The sequence below is a fragment of the Nocardioides litoris genome, from assembly GCF_006346315.1.
Lineage (GTDB): Bacteria > Actinomycetota > Actinomycetes > Propionibacteriales > Nocardioidaceae > Nocardioides > Nocardioides litoris.
Genome location: NZ_VDMR01000002.1, coordinates 76,142 through 91,771 on the forward strand (window position 1 = coordinate 76,142; position 15,630 = coordinate 91,771).

Genomic DNA, 15,630 nt, shown 5'->3' on the forward strand with positions numbered 1-15,630 from the left:
GCGGCGGTTGTGGCGGTCGTCACTGTTGCGGTGGCAAAGGAGGTTGAGTTCGTAGTGGTCGCAGGGACGACGGGTGCGGGTCCCCGCCGGCGCGAGCCGACCCTGGCCGCCCAGGTGCTGCTGCTGCAGCTCGTCGTCGTCGGGGTGGTGCTGCTCATCGTCGGCGTGCTCAGCGTGCGCCAGTCCGACGCGTCGTTCGAGGTCGAGCGCGGCGGGGCGATGCGGTCGATGGCCGAGGACCTCGCCAACACCCCGGGGCTGCGCAGCACGTTGATGGACCCGCCCCCGTCGCCGGCCGCGCTGGCCCAGCAGCTGGCCCCCTTCGTCGACCGCGGGCTCAACCTGGCCGGCGCGTCCCTGGTCGTCGTGGTCGACCCCGCGGGCGTGGCCCTCGGCTCCACCGATCCCTCCCAGGTCGGCCAGCCGGTCGAGCTCGGCGACAGCGACGCGCTGCGCGGCAGCGGGTGGCTCGGCACGGTCGAGGTCGACGGGGTGCGGAGCGTGGTCGACCACGCCCCGGTCTACGCCGACGACGGCGAGGTGCTCGGCCTGGTCGTGGCCCAGCAGGAGTTCCCCGGCCTGGGCGAGCGGGTCACCGGCGCGGCGAGCGACCTGGCGTTGTTCCTGGGCATCGGCGCGGCCCTCGGCGTGCTGGGCACCTACGTGGTCTCGCGGGTCGTGAAGCGTCGTACGCAGGGGATGGGGGCCACCGAGATCGCCACCCTGGCCGACCACCGCGAGGCACTGCTGCACAGCATCCGCGAGGGCGTCGTGGCCGTCGGCACCGACCGCCGGGTCACCACGATGAACGACGCCGCCCGGGCGGCGCTCGGGGTCGACCACGACCCCGTCGGCCGGTCGGTCGACGACCTCGGGCTCGAGGAGCACGTCGTGGAGCTGCTGACCGACGGCGAGGCCGTCGACGCCGTGGCGCTCGTCGGCACCCGCGTGCTCGTCTTCAACCGCCGCGCCGCGTCGTCGGGCGGCCGGGGCATCGGCTCGGTGACCACGCTGCGCGACCGCACCGAGCTGCTCTCGCTGCAGAGCCGGCTCTCCTCGACCCTGTCGCTCACCGACACCCTGCGGGCGCAAACCCACGAGTTCGACAACCGCCTGCACACGATCTCCGGCCTCGTCCAGCTCGGCGAGTACGACGAGGTGCGGGCCCTCGTGGGCGACCTGGCCCGGCACCGCTCCGAGATCGCCGCGTCGGTCGCGGCGCGCATCGACGACCCCGCCGTGGCCGCGCTCGTCGTGGCCAAGCACGCGGTCGCCGAGGAGCGCGCGGTGCAGCTCGTGCTCGACCCCGGGTCGCGGCTCGACCGGCTCGAGCCGGGCGACAGCTCCGACCTGACCACGGTGGTCGGCAACCTGGTGGACAACGCGATCGACGCCTGCGCCGGGCGCCCGGAGCCGCAGGTCGAGCTGTGGATCACCACCATGGAGGGCACCCACGACGCCGGCCCGGTGGTGCACGTGCGGGTGCGCGACAACGGGCCCGGCGTACCGGAGGCGGAGCGCGAGCAGGTCTTCGTGCGCGGGTGGTCGACCAAGCCGTCGGTGCCGGGTGGCCGGGGCATCGGGCTGCCGCTGGTGCGGATGATCTGCGCCCAGCACGGCGGCTCGGTGACCGTCGGGCGGGCCGAGGCCGAGGGCGGCGCCGAGCTCCTCGTGGTGCTGCCGGTCGGCGTGCGGCAGGCTGTGCGGTCGTGACGCTGCGGGTGCTCGTCGTCGACGACGACTTCATGGTGGCGCGCATCCACGCCCGGTTCGTGGAGGCGACGGACGGGTTCGCGGTGGTCGGGAGCGCCCACACCGGGGCCGACGCGCTGCACCTGGTCGAGGAGCTCGACCCCGACCTGCTGCTGCTCGACGTGCACCTGCCCGACCTGAGCGGCCTGGACGTCCTCGACCGCCTGCGCCGCGCCGGCCGGCACACCGCGGTGGTCATGGTGACGGCCGAGCGCGGGGCCGACGCCGTGCGCGCGGCCCTGCACGGAGGTGCGCTGCAGTACCTCGTCAAGCCGTTCGAGCAGGCCGACCTCGCCGACCGGCTGCACCGCGTGGCGGCCACCCTCGAGGCGCTCGTCGACGGCGAGGCCGACCAGGCCGAGATCGACCGGGCGTTCGGCACGTCGGGCGGGGCGCCGGGGCCGGGGTCGGCCGCGCCGGTGCGGCTGCCCAAGGGGCTGAGCCCCGAGACCGCCGACCTGGTGCTGGCCGCGGTGCGCAGCAGCGAGGAGATCTCGGCGACCGAGGCCGGCGAGTCGGTCGGGCTGTCGCGGGTCACCGCGCGGCGCTACCTCGAGCACTTCGTGGCCACGGGCGAGGCCGAGGTGCGGCTGCGCTACGGCACCGCCGGGCGGCCCGAGCGGCGCTACCGGCCGAGCTGAGCCGGTCAGGCGGTGCGCGGGGCGCGGACGAGGTCGGCATCGTCGGGGCGGCGCGGGACGTAGCGGAACCCGTCGGGGTCGGCCGGGTCATGGTCGACGACCGAGCCGTCCCGCTCGCGCTCCAGCAGCCGGCGCTCCAGCCGGTCGCCCATCGCGGGCGTGACCTCCTCGCCGTGTCGTCTCCGCTGCTCGGTGCGCAGCATCTTGAGCGTGGTGTCCACGGGCCAGACGCCAGGGACACCCTCCGACCCATCCGGGCGTCAGCAGCCGCCGCCACCTCCGCCGCCGTCGCCGCCGCCACCGCTGGAGCCGCCGCCCGGGTCGCCGCCACCCCAGCCACCCCAGCCGCCCCCGCCGCCGTCGTGCCCGCCGTGGTGGCCGTGGCCCCCACCTGCGTCACCACCGCCCATGAACCACGACCAGCCCGCGACCGACGAGGCGCCCACCGCCGGGTCGGGACCGAACCCGGTGCGACCGCGGCGGCTCCGCCCGGCCGGCACGGCGGGAGGAGCCAGCGAGGCGGCCAGCCGCTCCTCGGCCGCGGCGATGCGCTTGTCCTCGTGCGCCGTGAGCGGCTCGCCGGCATACGGGCGCCCGGCGCGGATCATCCGGGTGCCGGCGGCCACGAGCACCAGGCCCCGCACGACCGCCAGCGCCGACCGGGCCAGGACGAGCAGGGCCACGGCGATGAAGAACCAGAGGAACGTGTCGAACCACACCGGCGGGCCGGCGTCGGCGAGGAACGGGTCGCTGCTCGCCCCCTCCCGCTCGGAGCGGACGGCAGCGAGGATCGCCGACGGCACCGCGACCAGGAACAGCGCCACGAGCACGCCGACGATCGACCCGGCGAGGGCCGGACGGCTGCGATCGCCGGCCCAGCCGTGCCGGACGACGACCCGACCAAGGGCCTCCTGGAGCCGTCCGGCCGAGGCCGGGCGGAGGTCGCTGTGCTCGTCCACGATGCGGCGGGCCTGGCTGACGGGTCCGGTCATGGTGTGCTCCTTCGTCGGGAGGCGGGGCTGCACCATGCCCCGGTCGGAGCCGGGCCAACCCAGCACCCCCGGGCAGACGCAGACGACACCGGCCCCGCACCCTCACGGGCGGGACCGGCGTCGGTGTCTCACGACTGGCGGTGGCGGAGGGATTTGAACCCTCGGTGGGCTTGCACCCACAAACGCTTTCGAGGCGTTCTCCTTAGGCCGCTCGGACACGCCACCGCCGGAGAATGTACCGGAGCGCGGTGGGCGCGCCGAATCCGGTGCGCCCGCAGTCCGTCACGACCCCGGCGTCCAGTCGGGGCGGCGGCCCGCCGCCGCGACGAGACGGTCGAGGTCGGAGGCGCCGGCGGGCACCTCGACGGGCGGGCCGAAGAGGCCGCCCTCGTCGGCGGGCTGGTCGGCGGGCCCGCCCTCGGGGGGCGCGAAGGAGGTGACGAAGTCCAGGCAGGTGGCCACGGCCGCCGGGTCGGCGTCGTACGCCTGGCCGGTGGCGACGGCGAGGTCCCAGCCGTGCACGACGACCTCGTCGAGCGCGACCTGCGCGGCGACGGGGCCGGGCAGCTCCACCGGGCCGGCCCACGTCACCCCGTCGTGTGCCGCCGGGTCTGTCCACGCGGCGGCGAGCCGGTCGAGGGAGGCGACGACCTCCTCGCGCCAGTCGGGCGGGAGCGAGGTGCCGTCGGCGACCGGCCCGGCCGGGCCCCCGGGCAGGGGCTCGCGGGTGGCGGCGTGGGTGAACGCGACGACCAGGCCGCGCACGTGGTCGCACAGGTCGGAGACGCGGTAGGACGGGCACGGCGTGGGCCCGTCGAGCTGGTCGTCACGGGTGGCGCGGACCAGCCGGGCCAGCTCGCGGGTGGCCGGGCCGAGGTCGAGGAGGTCGCTCATGGGTGTGCCGACCGGGCGCCGGCGAGCCACTCATCGGTGGGCGGCGAAGAACCCCTCCAGCAGCGCCGTCGACTCCTCCCCCAGCACCCCGGCCACCACCTCGGGGCGGTGGTTGAGGCGGCGGTCGCGCACGACGTCCCAGAGTGAACCGACCGCGCCCGCCTTGTCGTCGAAGGCCCCGAAGACGACGCGCTCGACCCGGCTGAGCACGGCCGCGCCGGCGCACATCGTGCAGGGCTCGAGGGTCACGACGAGCGTGCAGCCCTCGAGCCGCCACTCCCCGCGGGCGCGGGCGGCGGCGCGCAGGGCGACGACCTCGGCGTGGCCGGTGGGGTCGTGGTCGGCCTCGCGGACGTTGCGGCCGGTGGCGACGACCGCGCCGGACGGGTCGAGGACCACGGCGCCGATGGGCACGTCGCCGGTCGCGAGCGCCGCCCGGGCCTCCTCGAGAGCGGCGCGCATCGGCCCCTCCCACCGGGAGGCGGCGGGGCCGGCGCTCACGCGGGGACGAAGCCGACGGCGTCGTCGAACTGCGGGCCGAAGCCGAGCACCCGGGTGACCTCGCTCAGCACCTCGTCGGCGAAGCCGTCGCTGTCGTCGAGGATGTCCTCGAGCTCCTCGCCCGACAGCCCGAGGTCGGCCAGGAGGTCGAGGTCGCCCACCAGGTCGCCGTCGTCGTCTCCCTCGTCGTCGGCCAGCCCGAGGAAGTCGAGGGCGGAGGCGGCGACGTCCCACTCCTCGGCGGCGGCCGCGTCCCACAGCAGCAGGCGGGTGCGGTCGGGGTCGACCCGCAGCACGAGGAACGACTCCTCGTCGAGGCCGAGCAGGGCCACCACCAGGTCGTCGCCGGAGAAGCGGCGCAGCGCCTCGGCCAGCGCCTCGACCTCGCCCGGCAGGTCGTGGGCGAGCTCGTCGACCACCCAGGCGCCGTCGCGGCGGAAGGCGGCAAGGGCGAAGTCGACGTCGTCGAGCTGCTCGACCATGGCCCCAGCCTGGCACCCGGCCGAGCCGCGGCCAACCCCTTTCGGGGCGGCGTCGGGCTCTAGGCTCCGCACCATGCGCACCCACGTCGTCGACCACCCGCTCGTGGCCCACAAGCTCACCGTGCTGCGCGACGAGCGCACCGACTCCCCGACGTTCCGCCTCCTCACCGACGAGCTGGTCACCCTGCTCGCCTACGAGGCCACCCGCGAGGTGCGCGTCGTGCCGAGCGAGATCACGACGCCGGTCTCGCCGATGACCGGCACCGCCCTGGCCTCCCCCAAGCCCCTCGTCGTGCCGATCCTGCGCGCCGGGCTCGGCATGCTCGACGGGATGATGCGGCTGCTGCCGACGGCCGAGGTCGGGTTCCTCGGGATGCTGCGCAACGAGGAGACGCTCCAGGCCTCGACGTACGCCGAGCGGCTGCCCGACGACCTCAGCGGCCGCCAGTGCTACGTGCTCGACCCCATGCTCGCCACCGGCGGCACCCTCGCCGCGGCCATCCGCTTCCTGACCGACCGCGGCGCCGACCACATCACCTGCGTCTGCCTGCTCGCGGCTCCCGAGGGCTGCGCCAACCTGGAGCGCGAGCTCGAGGGCCTCGACGTCCCCGTGACCGTGGTGACCGCGGCGCTCGACGAGCGCCTCAACGACAAGGGCTACATCGTCCCCGGCCTTGGCGACGCCGGCGACCGGTTGTACGGCGTCGCGGGCTGACCCGTCTCCCGGCCCACGGCCCGGCGGCCGTGACGTGGCGACCGTTCTCCGATCCCATCCGGTCGCCACCCCACCGCTACCCCCAACCGACCCACAGCTGCGGTGACCTGGCGCCCCTTCCCCGGTCCCGTCCGGTCGCCACCTCGCCGCTCCCCCACCGACGCCCCCACCCGCGGCCCCGTCCTCCGACCTCCGACCGACCCCACGTCATACCTTCGACCCTCGTGCCGGGCGCCCCCGCCTCCGTAGGGTCGCGAGCATGCTGGAGGCGCAGTCCCTGACCCGGGTGTTCGGGTCGACCACGGTGCTCGACGACGTCTCGTTGCGGGTGGAGCCCGGACGGATGACCGGGTTCGTCGGCGCCAACGGCGCCGGCAAGACCACCACGATGCGGATCCTCATGGGTGTCCTCGCCCCGTCGTCGGGCGAGGTCCTCTGGGGTGGGGAGCCGATCACGGCCGAGGTGCGCCGCACGTTCGGCTACATGCCGGAGGAGCGCGGGCTCTACCCGCGCATGGGCATCCGGGAGCAGCTGGTCTACTTCGCGCGGCTCCACGGCCTCTCGACCGGTCAGGCGCGGCAGCGGGCCGACGACCTGCTCGGCCACTTCGACCTCACCGACCGCGCCGGCGACGTCCTCGACGACCTGTCGCTGGGCAACCAGCAGCGCGTGCAGATCGCGGCCGCCCTCGTGCACCGGCCCACGGCGCTGGTGCTGGACGAGCCCTTCAGCGGGCTCGACCCGCTCGCCGTCGACTCCATGACCGACCTGCTGCGCACCGAGGCCAGCGACGTGCCGCTGTTGTTCTCCAGCCACCAGCTCGACCTCGTCGAGCGCCTGTGCGACGACCTCGTCGTGCTCTCCGGCGGCCGCGTCGTCGCCGCCGGCAGCGTGGCCGACCTGCGCTCGCGGGGGGCCGAGCGCTACCGGGTGGTGCTCGACGGCCACGACGCCGCCTGGGTGCGCGACCTGCGCGGCGTACGCGTGGAGTCGGTCGACGGTCCCACCGCGCTCCTCACCCTCGACGACCTGCCGGCCTCCGAGCTCGTCGCGGCCGCCGTGGCCCGCGGGCCGGTGGTCGAGGTCGCCCGCGTCCAGCAGCCCCTGACCGAGATCTTCCGGGAGGTCACCCGATGAGCGAGCAGCCCCAGCAGACCAGCGGCCTGTGGCGCGTCGTCGCCGAGCGCGAGGTCACCACCCAGCTGCGCAGCAAGACCTTCCTGGCCTCCGGCGCCGTCCTGGTGCTCGGCCTGGTCGTGCTCATCGTCGTCCTCGAGCTGCTCTCGGGCCGCACCAGCACCGACACGGTCGCCGTCGTCGACGACACCGCGGCCACGGCCGTCGAGGCCGGCAGCACCGTCCTGGAGCGCACCAGCGACGGCGACCGGCTCGAGGTCGAGCGGTACGACGACGCCGCGGCCGCCGAGCGCGCCGTCCGCGACGGCGACGTCGACGTCGCCCTGCTGCCGGCCGGCGGCGGGGCCGGCTACGAGCTGGTCGGCGACGACGCCGTGGACGCCTCGGTCTCCGGGGCACTGACCTCCTCGGTCGCCGCCGTGGTCACCCAGGCCAACGCCGAGCGCGACGGCGTCGACCTGCAGGCCCTCGGCGACGGGACGCAGGTGTCGGAGCGGCTGCTCGACCCCGACGCCGCGAACGCCGGGCTGCGCCAGGTCGCCTCGTTCGTCTTCGTCCTGCTCTTCTACCTGACCGCGCTCGGCTTCGGCATGCAGATCGCCTCCACCGTCACGCAGGAGAAGGAGAGCCGGGTGGTGGAGATCCTGGCCGCCGCCATCCCGATCCGGACCCTGCTGTGGGGCAAGGTGATCGGCACGAGCATCCTGGCCATCGGGCAGACGGTGGTGCTCGCCGTCGTGGGGGTCGTCGGCCTCCTCGTCACCGGCAACACCACCACGCTCGAGCTCATCGGCCCGGCCATCGCCTGGTACGTGCTGTTCTTCGTCATCGGCTTCGTCGCCCTGGCCAGCTTCTGGTCGGTCGCGGGCTCGCTGGCCGGCCGCCAGCAGGACCTGCAGGCCACGACGCTGCCCCTGCAGGTCATCCTGTTCGCGCCGTACATCGTGACCTTCACCGCCGGGGAGTCGGTGCGCACGGTGATGTCGATGTTCCCGATCGTCTCGACGATGCTGATGCCGTCGCGCCTCGCCGAGGGCGACGTGCCGCTGTGGCAGCTCGGTGTCGCCATCGCCACCACGCTGCTCGCCGCGGTGCTCCTCGTGCGGGTCGCGGCCCGGGTCTACGAGGCCACGCTGCTGCAGACCGGCCGCAAGATCGGGTACGGCGAGGCGCTGCGCACCCGGTCGGCCGACTGACCTCAGAGCGCCTTGACGGCGGCGAGCAGCTTGCCCAGGGAGTCCTTGGCGTCGCCGAAGAGCAGGGTGGTCCTGGGGTCGAAGAGGAGCTCGTTCTCGATGCCGGCGAAGCCGGGACGCATGGAGCGCTTGAGGAAGACGACCTGGCGCGACTCGTCGACGTCGAGGATCGGCATGCCGTAGATCGGGGCCGACGGCGTGGTGCGGGCGGCGGGGTTGACGACGTCGTTGGCGCCGACGACGAGGACGACGTCGGTCTGGCGGAACTCGCCGTTGACGTCGTCCATCTCGCGCAGCTGCTCGTAGGGCACCTGGGCCTCGGCCAGCAGCACGTTCATGTGGCCGGGCATCCGTCCGGCGACCGGGTGGATGGCGTAGTCGACCTCGGTGCCGCGCTCGAGGAGCACCTCGACGAGCTCGCGCAGCGTGTGCTGGGCCTGGGCCACGGCCAGGCCGTAGCCGGGGACGATGATGACCCGCTCGGCGTACCCGAGCAGGATGGCGACGTCCTCGGGCCCGGCGCTGCGCACCGGCCGGTCGGAGGCCTCGCCCGCGCCGAGGGTGGAGCCGCCCTTGAGGGCGCCGAAGAGGATGTTGCCGACCGAGCGGCCCATGGCGCGCGCCATGAGGAGGGTCAGGAACGTGCCCGACGCGCCGACGAGGGTGCCGGCCACGAGCAGCACGGTGTTGCCGAGCACGTAGCCGCCGGCGGCGACGGTGAGGCCGGTGAAGGCGTTGAGCAGCGAGATGACGATCGGGACGTCGGCGCCGCCGACGGGCAGCACCAGCAGGACGCCGAGCAGCAGGCCGACCAGCGCGAGCAGCACCCCGACCCACACCGCGGGCGAGTCGACCAGCACCCCGGCCAGCACCAGCGCGGCCAGGCCGCTGCCGACGAAGGCGAACGGCAGCCCCGGCGGCACGACGGGACGCGAGGTCATCAGCTCCTGCAGCTTGGCGAAGGTGACGACCGACCCGGAGAACGACACGGCGCCGACGAGGATCGTGAACGCGGTGAAGACCAGGGGGGCCAGCGGCAGGTCGCTCGAGCCGGCGAAGGAGGCGTAGAGCTCGAGCTCGACGAGCGCGACCAGCGCCGCAGCGCCGCCGCCGACGCCGTTGAACAGCGCGACCAGCTGCGGCATCTGGGTCATCTGCACCCGCTGCGCGCCGACCACGCCGACCACCGAGCCGACGGCGATGGCGACCAGGATCAGCACCACGTGGTCGAGGTCGGCGTAGAAGAACGGCAGCGCGCAGGCGACCACCGCGGCCGCGGCGCCCACGAGGTTGCCGGTGCGGGCGGTGCGCGGACCCGACAGGCCCTTGAGGGCGAGGACGAACCCGACCGCGCAGAGCAGGTAGACCAGCTGCGCCCAGACCGGCATCAGTCGACCCGCTTCCGCGCCGCGGCACCCGGTCGGGCAGGGCGGGTGAACATCTGCAGCATCCGGTCGGTCACCACGAACCCGCCGACCATGTTGACCGCGGCCAGCACCACCGCCACGAGCGCGACGACCAGCGCGAGCCCGTCGGAGGACCCGGCGACGAGCACCGCGCCGAGCAGGATCACGCCGTGGATCGCGTTGGCGCCCGACATCAGCGGCGTGTGCAGCGTCGAGCTGACCTTGGCGATCACCTCGATGCCCACGAACACGCTGAGCACGAAGTAGGTGAGCCAGGTGACGTCGGGGTTCATGCCGGTCCTCCCTCGAGCAGCTGCCGCGTGGGCTCGTGGCGCACGGCGCCCGCGTGGGTCACGCAGGCGCCGGCGACGATCTCGTCGTCGAGGTCGGGCGCGAGGCGGCGCTCGCCGTCGACCTCGGGGGTGAGCAGGGCGACGAGGTTGACCACGTTCTGGGCATAGAGCCGCGACGCCGGCGCCGGCATCTGGGCCGGCACGTTGCGCCCGCCCCACACCTGGGCCTGGCCGATGCGGACGACCTCGCCGGCCACCGAGCCCTCGACGTTGCCGCCGCTGTCGGCGGCCAGGTCGACGACCACCGACCCGGGCCCCATCTGCTCGACCATGGCGCGGGTGACGAGCACCGGCGCCCGTCGGCCCGGCACGGCGGCGGTGGTGATGAGCGCGTCGGCCGCGGCGACGTACGGCGTGAGCAGCTCGCGCTGCAGGGCGGAGCGCTCCTCGCTCATCTCGCGGGCGTAGCCACCGGCGCCGTCGAGGGTGGGCAGGTCGAGCTCGACCGCCTTGGCGCCCATTGACCGGATCTCCTCGGCGGCGGCCGCGCGCACGTCGTAGGCGCGCACGACCGCGCCGAGGCGCTTGGCCGTGGCGATGGTCTGCAGGCCCGCGACCCCGGCGCCGAGCACCAGCACCTCGGCGGGCTGCACGGTGCCGGCGGCGGTCATGTTGAGCGGGAAGAACTCCCGCAGCAGGCCGGCCGCGACGATCGCGCAGCGGTAGCCGCTGACCAGCGACTGCGACGACAGCGCGTCCATCGACTGCGCGCGGGAGATGCGCGGCACGAGCTCCATCGCGATCGCGGTGACGCCACGGTCGCGCAGGTCGGCGACCAGCCCGAGCTCCTGGGCGACGGGGAGGAACGAGACCGTCGTCGCGCCCTCGCGCAGCCGCTGCACGGCGGCGGTGGGCAGCGGCTGGACCGAGACGACCAGGTCGGCGTCGTCGAGCGCGCGCTCGTCGACCGACGCCCCGGCCGCGGCCCAGTCGGCGTCGGCCACCAGGGCGCCGAGGCCGGCCCCGGGCTCCACCGCGACGTCGTACCCGAGCGCGGTGAGCTTGCCGACGAGCTCGGGCACCAGCGCGACCCGCGTCTCGCCCTCGCGGGTCTCCCTGGCCACTGCCACCTTCACGGTCCGCAACCTACTCCCGCGGCGCGCCCCCGAGCGGCACCTCGGCGAGCACCTCGTGGCGCGGCCGACGGCGGGGGCCCTCCCCGAGGTGGCTGGCCACCAGCTCGACGTGGTCGACGGTGAACGCCGGTCCGTCGTAGGTGTCCAGCACCCGCACCCAGCGGGTGACGTCCTCCGGGCGGCCGAGCCGGGCCACGGTGACGTGCGGCCGGAACCGCTGCCCGTCGACCGCGAGGCCGGCCCGGGCCACGGCCGTCCGGGCGCCGGCGGCCAGGCGGTCCAGCTCCGTCCGGGCCGCCGCGGCCGCACCGAGGTCGAGACCGGCCCACAGCACCCGCGCCCGGGCTGCGTCGGGGAACGAGCCGCCGCCCGCGAGCCGCGCCTCGAACGGCGTACGCCGCCCGGCGGCGGCCTCGAGGCCGTCGAGCAGCGGCTCGACGTCGTGGTCGGGCACGTCGGCCGCGAAGGCGAGGGTCAGGTGGAGCTGCTCGGCCGGGGTCCAGCGGAAGGCCGCGTGCTCGCGCCGGTCGGCCAGGAACGCCTCGAGGTGCTCGACCGCCGCCTCCGGGGGTCGCACCGCCACGAACATCCGCACGGTCCAGGCCTACCGCTCCTCGCGCACGGCCGCCAGCAACCAGGCGCCGTCGACGAGCTCCATGGTGGCCGTGGCGACGGTCGCGACGGTCTGCGTGGGCGCGGTGCTGCGGACCTCGCGGTCGAGCAGGACCACGACGGTGACCCGGTCGGCCCCGACGTCGACGACGCCGGCCGCCACCGGGCGGGCGGTGACGACCACGCGGTCGCGCCGGACCTGGGGCCGGACGGTGTCGACGAGGGTCCGGTACTGCGCGGCGTACGCCTCGGTCAGCAGGGGCACGGTCCGGGTGACGTCGCGGCCGAGGGAGCGGTGGTCGTAGGACAGGGTCGCCGTGACCGCCTCGAGGGCGCGGGCGCGCGCCTGCACCCCGGCGTCCGGCACCTCCCCGTTGCCGCTCGCCCGCAGCCCCGGCCCCTGGTCGACGACCGCCTCGAAGCCCGCGACGAGCCAGCGCTCGCCCCGCCGGGCCAGCTGGACCAGGAACCGGCCAGGCACCGTGCTGGCGCTGGTCCCGGTGCCACCCCGCGAGACGGTGGTGGTGAGCACGCGAGCGCCGTCGCCGGTCAGGGCCGCCACGGACGAGGTGGTCACACGGGTGCGCAGCGACGCGCCCGTGGTCGCCACCTGCTCCTCGATGGCGGGGAGCCCGCCGAGCAGGGAGTCCCGGAAGGCCGGGGTCGCCAGCCGGCGGACGACGTCGCGGACCGCGGCCAGACGACCCCGCCCGTCGAGGGCGTCGCGGTCGTAGGTCCCCACCTGTCGCAGGAACGTCCGGGCGGCGCGGCGGACGGCCGGGCCGTCGGTGGCCCAGGGCTCCGGCGCGGCGGGCTCGGCAGGCGCGGCGGGCGCGGTCGGGGTGGGCGTCGGCTCGGTCGCACCGGAGGTCGGGGCGGCCGGCGACGCCGACGGCGTGCCCTGCCCGACCGGGACCCCGGTCGGCTCGGGCGAGCACCCGGCAACGACCACGGCGACCACCAGGGCCAGGGCGGCCCGGGCGGCCAGGGCGGAGCCGGGCAGCACCGACCCACGCCCCCATGCCATGGCACCAGCGTGCCCGGGCGCCGGGTGCGGAAACGCTGGTCCAGCCCGGTGGCCGGGCCCGGGACGTCAGCCGACGCGGGTGCCGAGCACCGAGCCCACGGCGTACGTCACGCCCATGGCGAGCAGGCCGCCGCTGACGTTGCGCAGCACGGCGCGGCCGGGCGGGGCGTAGCCGAGGCGGGCGCTGGTGAAGCCGGTGGCGGCCAGGGCGGCGGCGACCGCGACGACCGTGACCACGACCCGGCCGCCGGCGGGGACGAGCAGGATGGTCAGCAGCGGGAGCAGGGCGCCGAGGGTGAAGGCCACCATGGAGGCGACCGCGGCGCGCCAGGGGCTGGTCAGGTCGGCGGGGTCGATGCCCAGCTCGACCTCCGCGTGCGCGGCGAGCGCGTCGTGGTCGGTGAGCTGGCGGGCGACCCGGTGGGCGAGGTCGTCGTCGAGCCCGCGCTCGACGTACATCGCGGCGAGCTCCTCGAGCTCGTGCTCCGGCTCCTCGCGCAGCTCGCGCTCCTCGGTGCGCAGCAGGGCGCGCTCGGAGTCGCGCTGGGTGGAGACCGAGACGTACTCGCCGGCGGCCATGCTGAGCGCTCCGGCCACCACGGCGGCGACGCCCGCGACGAGGATCGCGCCGCGGTCGGTGGTCGCGCCGGCGACGCCGACCACGATGCCCGCGGTGGAGACGATGCCGTCGTTGGCGCCGAGCACGGCGGCGCGCAGCCAGCTGAGGCGCTGCGAGAGGCCGCTGGTGTGCTCGGCCGGCTCGCTCACGCCGGGACGCCCTCGAGGAAGTCGGTGGTGCGCACGTGGCCGCTCGTGGTCAGCAGGAGCTCGAGGGACAGGTCGCCGACGCGCTGGACGACGACCGAGACCGTGGCGCCCCGCTCGGCGGCTTCGGCCTCGAGCGCGTCGAGGGAGGCCGCGTCGGGCGCGCCGGTGACCAGCAGGACGCTGCCGCCGGGGTCGTGGACCGGCGGCGCGGGCACCAGCCGGCCCGTGGCGCCGGCCGCGGACAGCTGCACCCGGCCACCCTCGCCACGCACCTGCACCAGCGGCAGGTCGCGGTGCCACCACGACTCGACCGGCGCCAGGCCGACGGCCTCCGCCGCCGCCCGGCGGGCGAGCTCGTGCGTCGGCGCGACCAGGCGCACCGGACCGGCGAACGACCGCAGCAGCGCCACCCCCTCGGTGGCCCAGGCGTCCTCGTCGACGTCCATGTCGTCGACAACGGTGCGGGCACCGCCGGAGCCGGCCAGGCCGAGGGCGTACCCGCGGTCGGTGCGCCGGGCGGTCGTCGCCGGATCGGCCAGCAGCCGGCCCAGGAACGCCCGGTGCCGCTCCGTCGCGTCGGCCGCGGGCCGCCACAAGCGCGGCGCGTGCGCCGCCAGGCGCTCGCGGCGCGCCCGGGCCCGCTCGACCAGCCAGTCGAGGTCGGCGGGCTCCAGGCGGCGTACGGCGGGCGCGTCGTCAGGCATCCGAGGATCGTCGCAGGTGGCGTCAGCGGCCCGTCACAGACCGAGGTCGCGGCCGATGAGCTCCTTCATGATCTCGTTGGACCCGGCCCAGATCTTCGAGACGCGGGCGTCGCGCCAGGCACGGGCCACGCGGTACTCGTTCATGAAGCCGTAGCCGCCGTGCAGCTGCACGCAGTGGTCGAGCACGTCGTTCTGGATCTGCGAGGTCCACCACTTGGCCTTGGCCGCGTCGACGGGCGTGAGCTCCTTCTTGTCGTGCGCCTCGACGCACTTGTCGACGAAGGCCTCGCTGACCTCGATCTGGGTGAACAGCTCGGCCAGCAGGAACTTGTTGTGCTGGAAGGAGCCGATGCCCTGGCCGAAGGCCTGGCGGTCCTTGGTGTACTGCAGGGTCTCCACGAGGATCTGCTTGGCGTGGGCGATGTTGGAGATCGAGCAGCCCAGGCGCTCCTGCGGCAGCTTCTGCATCATGTGGATGAAGCCGCCGTCGAGCTCGCCGACGATGTGCTCGTCGGAGAGCCGCACGTCCTCGAAGAACAGCTCGGCGGTGTCGGACTCGTCCTGGCCGACCTTGTCGAGCTTGCGGCCGCGGCTGTAGCCCGGCGCGTCGGAGGGGATGGCGAACAGCGTGATGCCGCGGGCCTTCTTCTCCGGGCTGGTGCGCACCGCGGTGATGACCAGGTCGGCGGCGTACCCGTTGGTGATGAAGGTCTTGGAGCCGTTGATGACCCAGGTGTCGCCGTCCTTGACCGCGGTGGTCTTGAGCGCGGCGAGGTCGGAGCCGCCCGAGGGCTCGGTCATGCCGATGGCCAGCAGGATCTCGCCCGAGGCGACGCCGGGCAGCCAGCGCTGCTTCTGCTCCTCGGTGCCGAGCTCGACGAGGTACGGCGCGCAGATGTCGGCGTGGATGCCCCAGCACGACCCCAGCGCGGCGTTGACCTTGTTCATCTCCTCGGTCGCCACGGCGTTGAACCGGTAGTCGCCGGCGCCGGCGCCGCCGTACTGCTCGGGGACCTCCAGGCCCAGGAGGCCCTGCTTGCCCGCCTCGAGCCAGAACTCCCGCGGGATGGCCTTGTTGGTGGCGTAGTCCTCCACGTGGGGGATGACCGACCGCTCCAGGAACTCGCGGACCGAGCCGCGGAAGGCCTCGTGGTCCTCGTCGTAGATCTCACGCTTCATGGGGCCTGATCCTACTGCTCGGTAACCGTCGGGGTCGGGGAACGTGGTTGGCGTCACCGGCATCACCCCGTCGTGGCTTACGCGCGGCCCACCCGGGGTGCTTGGATCGATCAAATCCACCGTCGGCGACTCGGCCCGACGCCCCTGCACGCCCGTTCGACCACCCGGAGGACCCGTGTCCGAGACCCCCAACG

The 15,630-nt window shown here is 75.0% G+C and carries 18 protein-coding genes and 1 tRNA gene; 5 read left to right on the forward strand and 14 right to left on the reverse strand.

Annotation, left to right across the window (positions count from 1 at the left end):
• Positions 1 to 54: 54 nt before the first annotated feature.
• A complete protein-coding gene (locus FJQ57_RS08575) occupies positions 55 to 1,713 on the forward strand; it encodes a sensor histidine kinase (protein ID WP_211348827.1) in 1,659 nt (552 codons plus the stop codon).
• Positions 1,710 to 2,393, forward strand: coding sequence for a response regulator (locus FJQ57_RS08580; RefSeq protein WP_246081696.1), 684 nt, complete (start codon positions 1,710 to 1,712; stop codon positions 2,391 to 2,393). The genes FJQ57_RS08575 and FJQ57_RS08580 overlap by 4 nt, the downstream gene beginning before the upstream one ends.
• Before the next feature lie 5 nt (positions 2,394 to 2,398).
• Here the strand turns inward: FJQ57_RS08580 and FJQ57_RS08585 are convergent, their stop codons facing one another.
• The 6 genes from FJQ57_RS08585 to FJQ57_RS08610 all read right to left on the reverse strand — a co-directional run bounded on the left by FJQ57_RS08585 (position 2,399) and on the right by FJQ57_RS08610 (position 5,262).
• A complete protein-coding gene (locus FJQ57_RS08585) occupies positions 2,399 to 2,614 on the reverse strand; it encodes a hypothetical protein (protein ID WP_139979316.1) in 216 nt (71 codons plus the stop codon).
• 39 nt (positions 2,615 to 2,653) lie between these two features.
• Complete coding sequence (locus tag FJQ57_RS08590; RefSeq protein ID WP_139979318.1) at positions 2,654 to 3,385, reverse strand: hypothetical protein; 732 nt, start codon at positions 3,383 to 3,385, stop codon at positions 2,654 to 2,656.
• Positions 3,386 to 3,520: 135 nt separating this feature from the next.
• Positions 3,521 to 3,610: transfer RNA gene (locus FJQ57_RS08595), tRNA-Ser, on the reverse strand.
• Between the two features lie 57 nt (positions 3,611 to 3,667).
• Entirely contained in the window at positions 3,668 to 4,279 is a 612-nt protein-coding gene (locus FJQ57_RS08600; protein WP_139979320.1) for a TIGR03086 family metal-binding protein, read from the reverse strand.
• A 30-nt stretch (positions 4,280 to 4,309) separates the two neighbouring features.
• A complete protein-coding gene (locus FJQ57_RS08605) occupies positions 4,310 to 4,741 on the reverse strand; it encodes a nucleoside deaminase (RefSeq protein ID WP_139980521.1) in 432 nt (143 codons plus the stop codon).
• Positions 4,742 to 4,776: 35 nt separating this feature from the next.
• Complete coding sequence (locus FJQ57_RS08610; RefSeq protein ID WP_139979322.1) at positions 4,777 to 5,262, reverse strand: tRNA adenosine deaminase-associated protein; 486 nt, start codon at positions 5,260 to 5,262, stop codon at positions 4,777 to 4,779.
• Positions 5,263 to 5,335: 73 nt separating this feature from the next.
• Between FJQ57_RS08610 and upp the strand changes: the two genes are divergently transcribed.
• From upp to FJQ57_RS08625, 3 genes are all read left to right on the forward strand, one after another.
• On the forward strand, positions 5,336 to 5,977 hold the full coding sequence (upp, locus tag FJQ57_RS08615) for a uracil phosphoribosyltransferase (RefSeq protein ID WP_139979324.1): 642 nt from the start codon (positions 5,336 to 5,338) through the stop codon (positions 5,975 to 5,977).
• A gap of 259 nt (positions 5,978 to 6,236) precedes the next feature.
• Positions 6,237 to 7,115 (forward strand): ABC transporter ATP-binding protein, encoded by an 879-nt coding sequence (locus FJQ57_RS08620; RefSeq protein WP_139979326.1) that lies wholly within the window; start codon positions 6,237 to 6,239, stop codon positions 7,113 to 7,115.
• The gene (locus FJQ57_RS08625; RefSeq protein WP_139979328.1) at positions 7,112 to 8,311 is read left to right on the forward strand and encodes an ABC transporter permease; all 1,200 of its coding nucleotides are present in this window, start codon (positions 7,112 to 7,114) and stop codon (positions 8,309 to 8,311) included. The genes FJQ57_RS08620 and FJQ57_RS08625 overlap by 4 nt, the downstream gene beginning before the upstream one ends.
• A gap of 2 nt (positions 8,312 to 8,313) precedes the next feature.
• Here the strand turns inward: FJQ57_RS08625 and FJQ57_RS08630 are convergent, their stop codons facing one another.
• The 8 genes from FJQ57_RS08630 to FJQ57_RS08665 all read right to left on the reverse strand — a co-directional run bounded on the left by FJQ57_RS08630 (position 8,314) and on the right by FJQ57_RS08665 (position 15,436).
• Positions 8,314 to 9,699, reverse strand: coding sequence for an NAD(P)(+) transhydrogenase (Re/Si-specific) subunit beta (locus FJQ57_RS08630; RefSeq protein WP_139979330.1), 1,386 nt, complete (start codon positions 9,697 to 9,699; stop codon positions 8,314 to 8,316).
• The gene (locus FJQ57_RS08635) at positions 9,699 to 10,010 is read right to left on the reverse strand and encodes an NAD(P) transhydrogenase subunit alpha part 2 (RefSeq protein ID WP_139979331.1); all 312 of its coding nucleotides are present in this window, start codon (positions 10,008 to 10,010) and stop codon (positions 9,699 to 9,701) included. Before FJQ57_RS08635 ends, FJQ57_RS08630 begins: the two co-directional genes overlap by 1 nt.
• Positions 10,007 to 11,146 carry an NAD(P) transhydrogenase subunit alpha gene (locus FJQ57_RS08640; protein WP_139979333.1) on the reverse strand — a complete coding sequence of 380 codons (1,140 nt, stop codon included), beginning with the start codon at positions 11,144 to 11,146 and terminating at the stop codon, positions 10,007 to 10,009. Before FJQ57_RS08640 ends, FJQ57_RS08635 begins: the two co-directional genes overlap by 4 nt.
• A 10-nt stretch (positions 11,147 to 11,156) precedes the next feature.
• Positions 11,157 to 11,735 carry an RNA 2',3'-cyclic phosphodiesterase gene (gene thpR, locus FJQ57_RS08645; protein WP_246081763.1) on the reverse strand — a complete coding sequence of 193 codons (579 nt, stop codon included), beginning with the start codon at positions 11,733 to 11,735 and terminating at the stop codon, positions 11,157 to 11,159.
• Positions 11,736 to 11,750: 15 nt separating this feature from the next.
• On the reverse strand, positions 11,751 to 12,785 hold the full coding sequence (locus tag FJQ57_RS08650; protein ID WP_139979337.1) for a hypothetical protein: 1,035 nt from the start codon (positions 12,783 to 12,785) through the stop codon (positions 11,751 to 11,753).
• A gap of 66 nt (positions 12,786 to 12,851) precedes the next feature.
• Positions 12,852 to 13,553, reverse strand: coding sequence for a VIT1/CCC1 transporter family protein (locus tag FJQ57_RS08655; RefSeq protein ID WP_139979338.1), 702 nt, complete (start codon positions 13,551 to 13,553; stop codon positions 12,852 to 12,854).
• A complete protein-coding gene (locus FJQ57_RS08660; protein ID WP_139979340.1) occupies positions 13,550 to 14,257 on the reverse strand; it encodes a hypothetical protein in 708 nt (235 codons plus the stop codon). Before FJQ57_RS08660 ends, FJQ57_RS08655 begins: the two co-directional genes overlap by 4 nt.
• A gap of 33 nt (positions 14,258 to 14,290) precedes the next feature.
• Positions 14,291 to 15,436: an acyl-CoA dehydrogenase family protein gene (locus tag FJQ57_RS08665; RefSeq protein WP_139979343.1), complete on the reverse strand. Its 1,146-nt coding sequence runs from the start codon at positions 15,434 to 15,436 to the stop codon at positions 14,291 to 14,293.
• Positions 15,437 to 15,630: the final 194 nt, after the last annotated feature.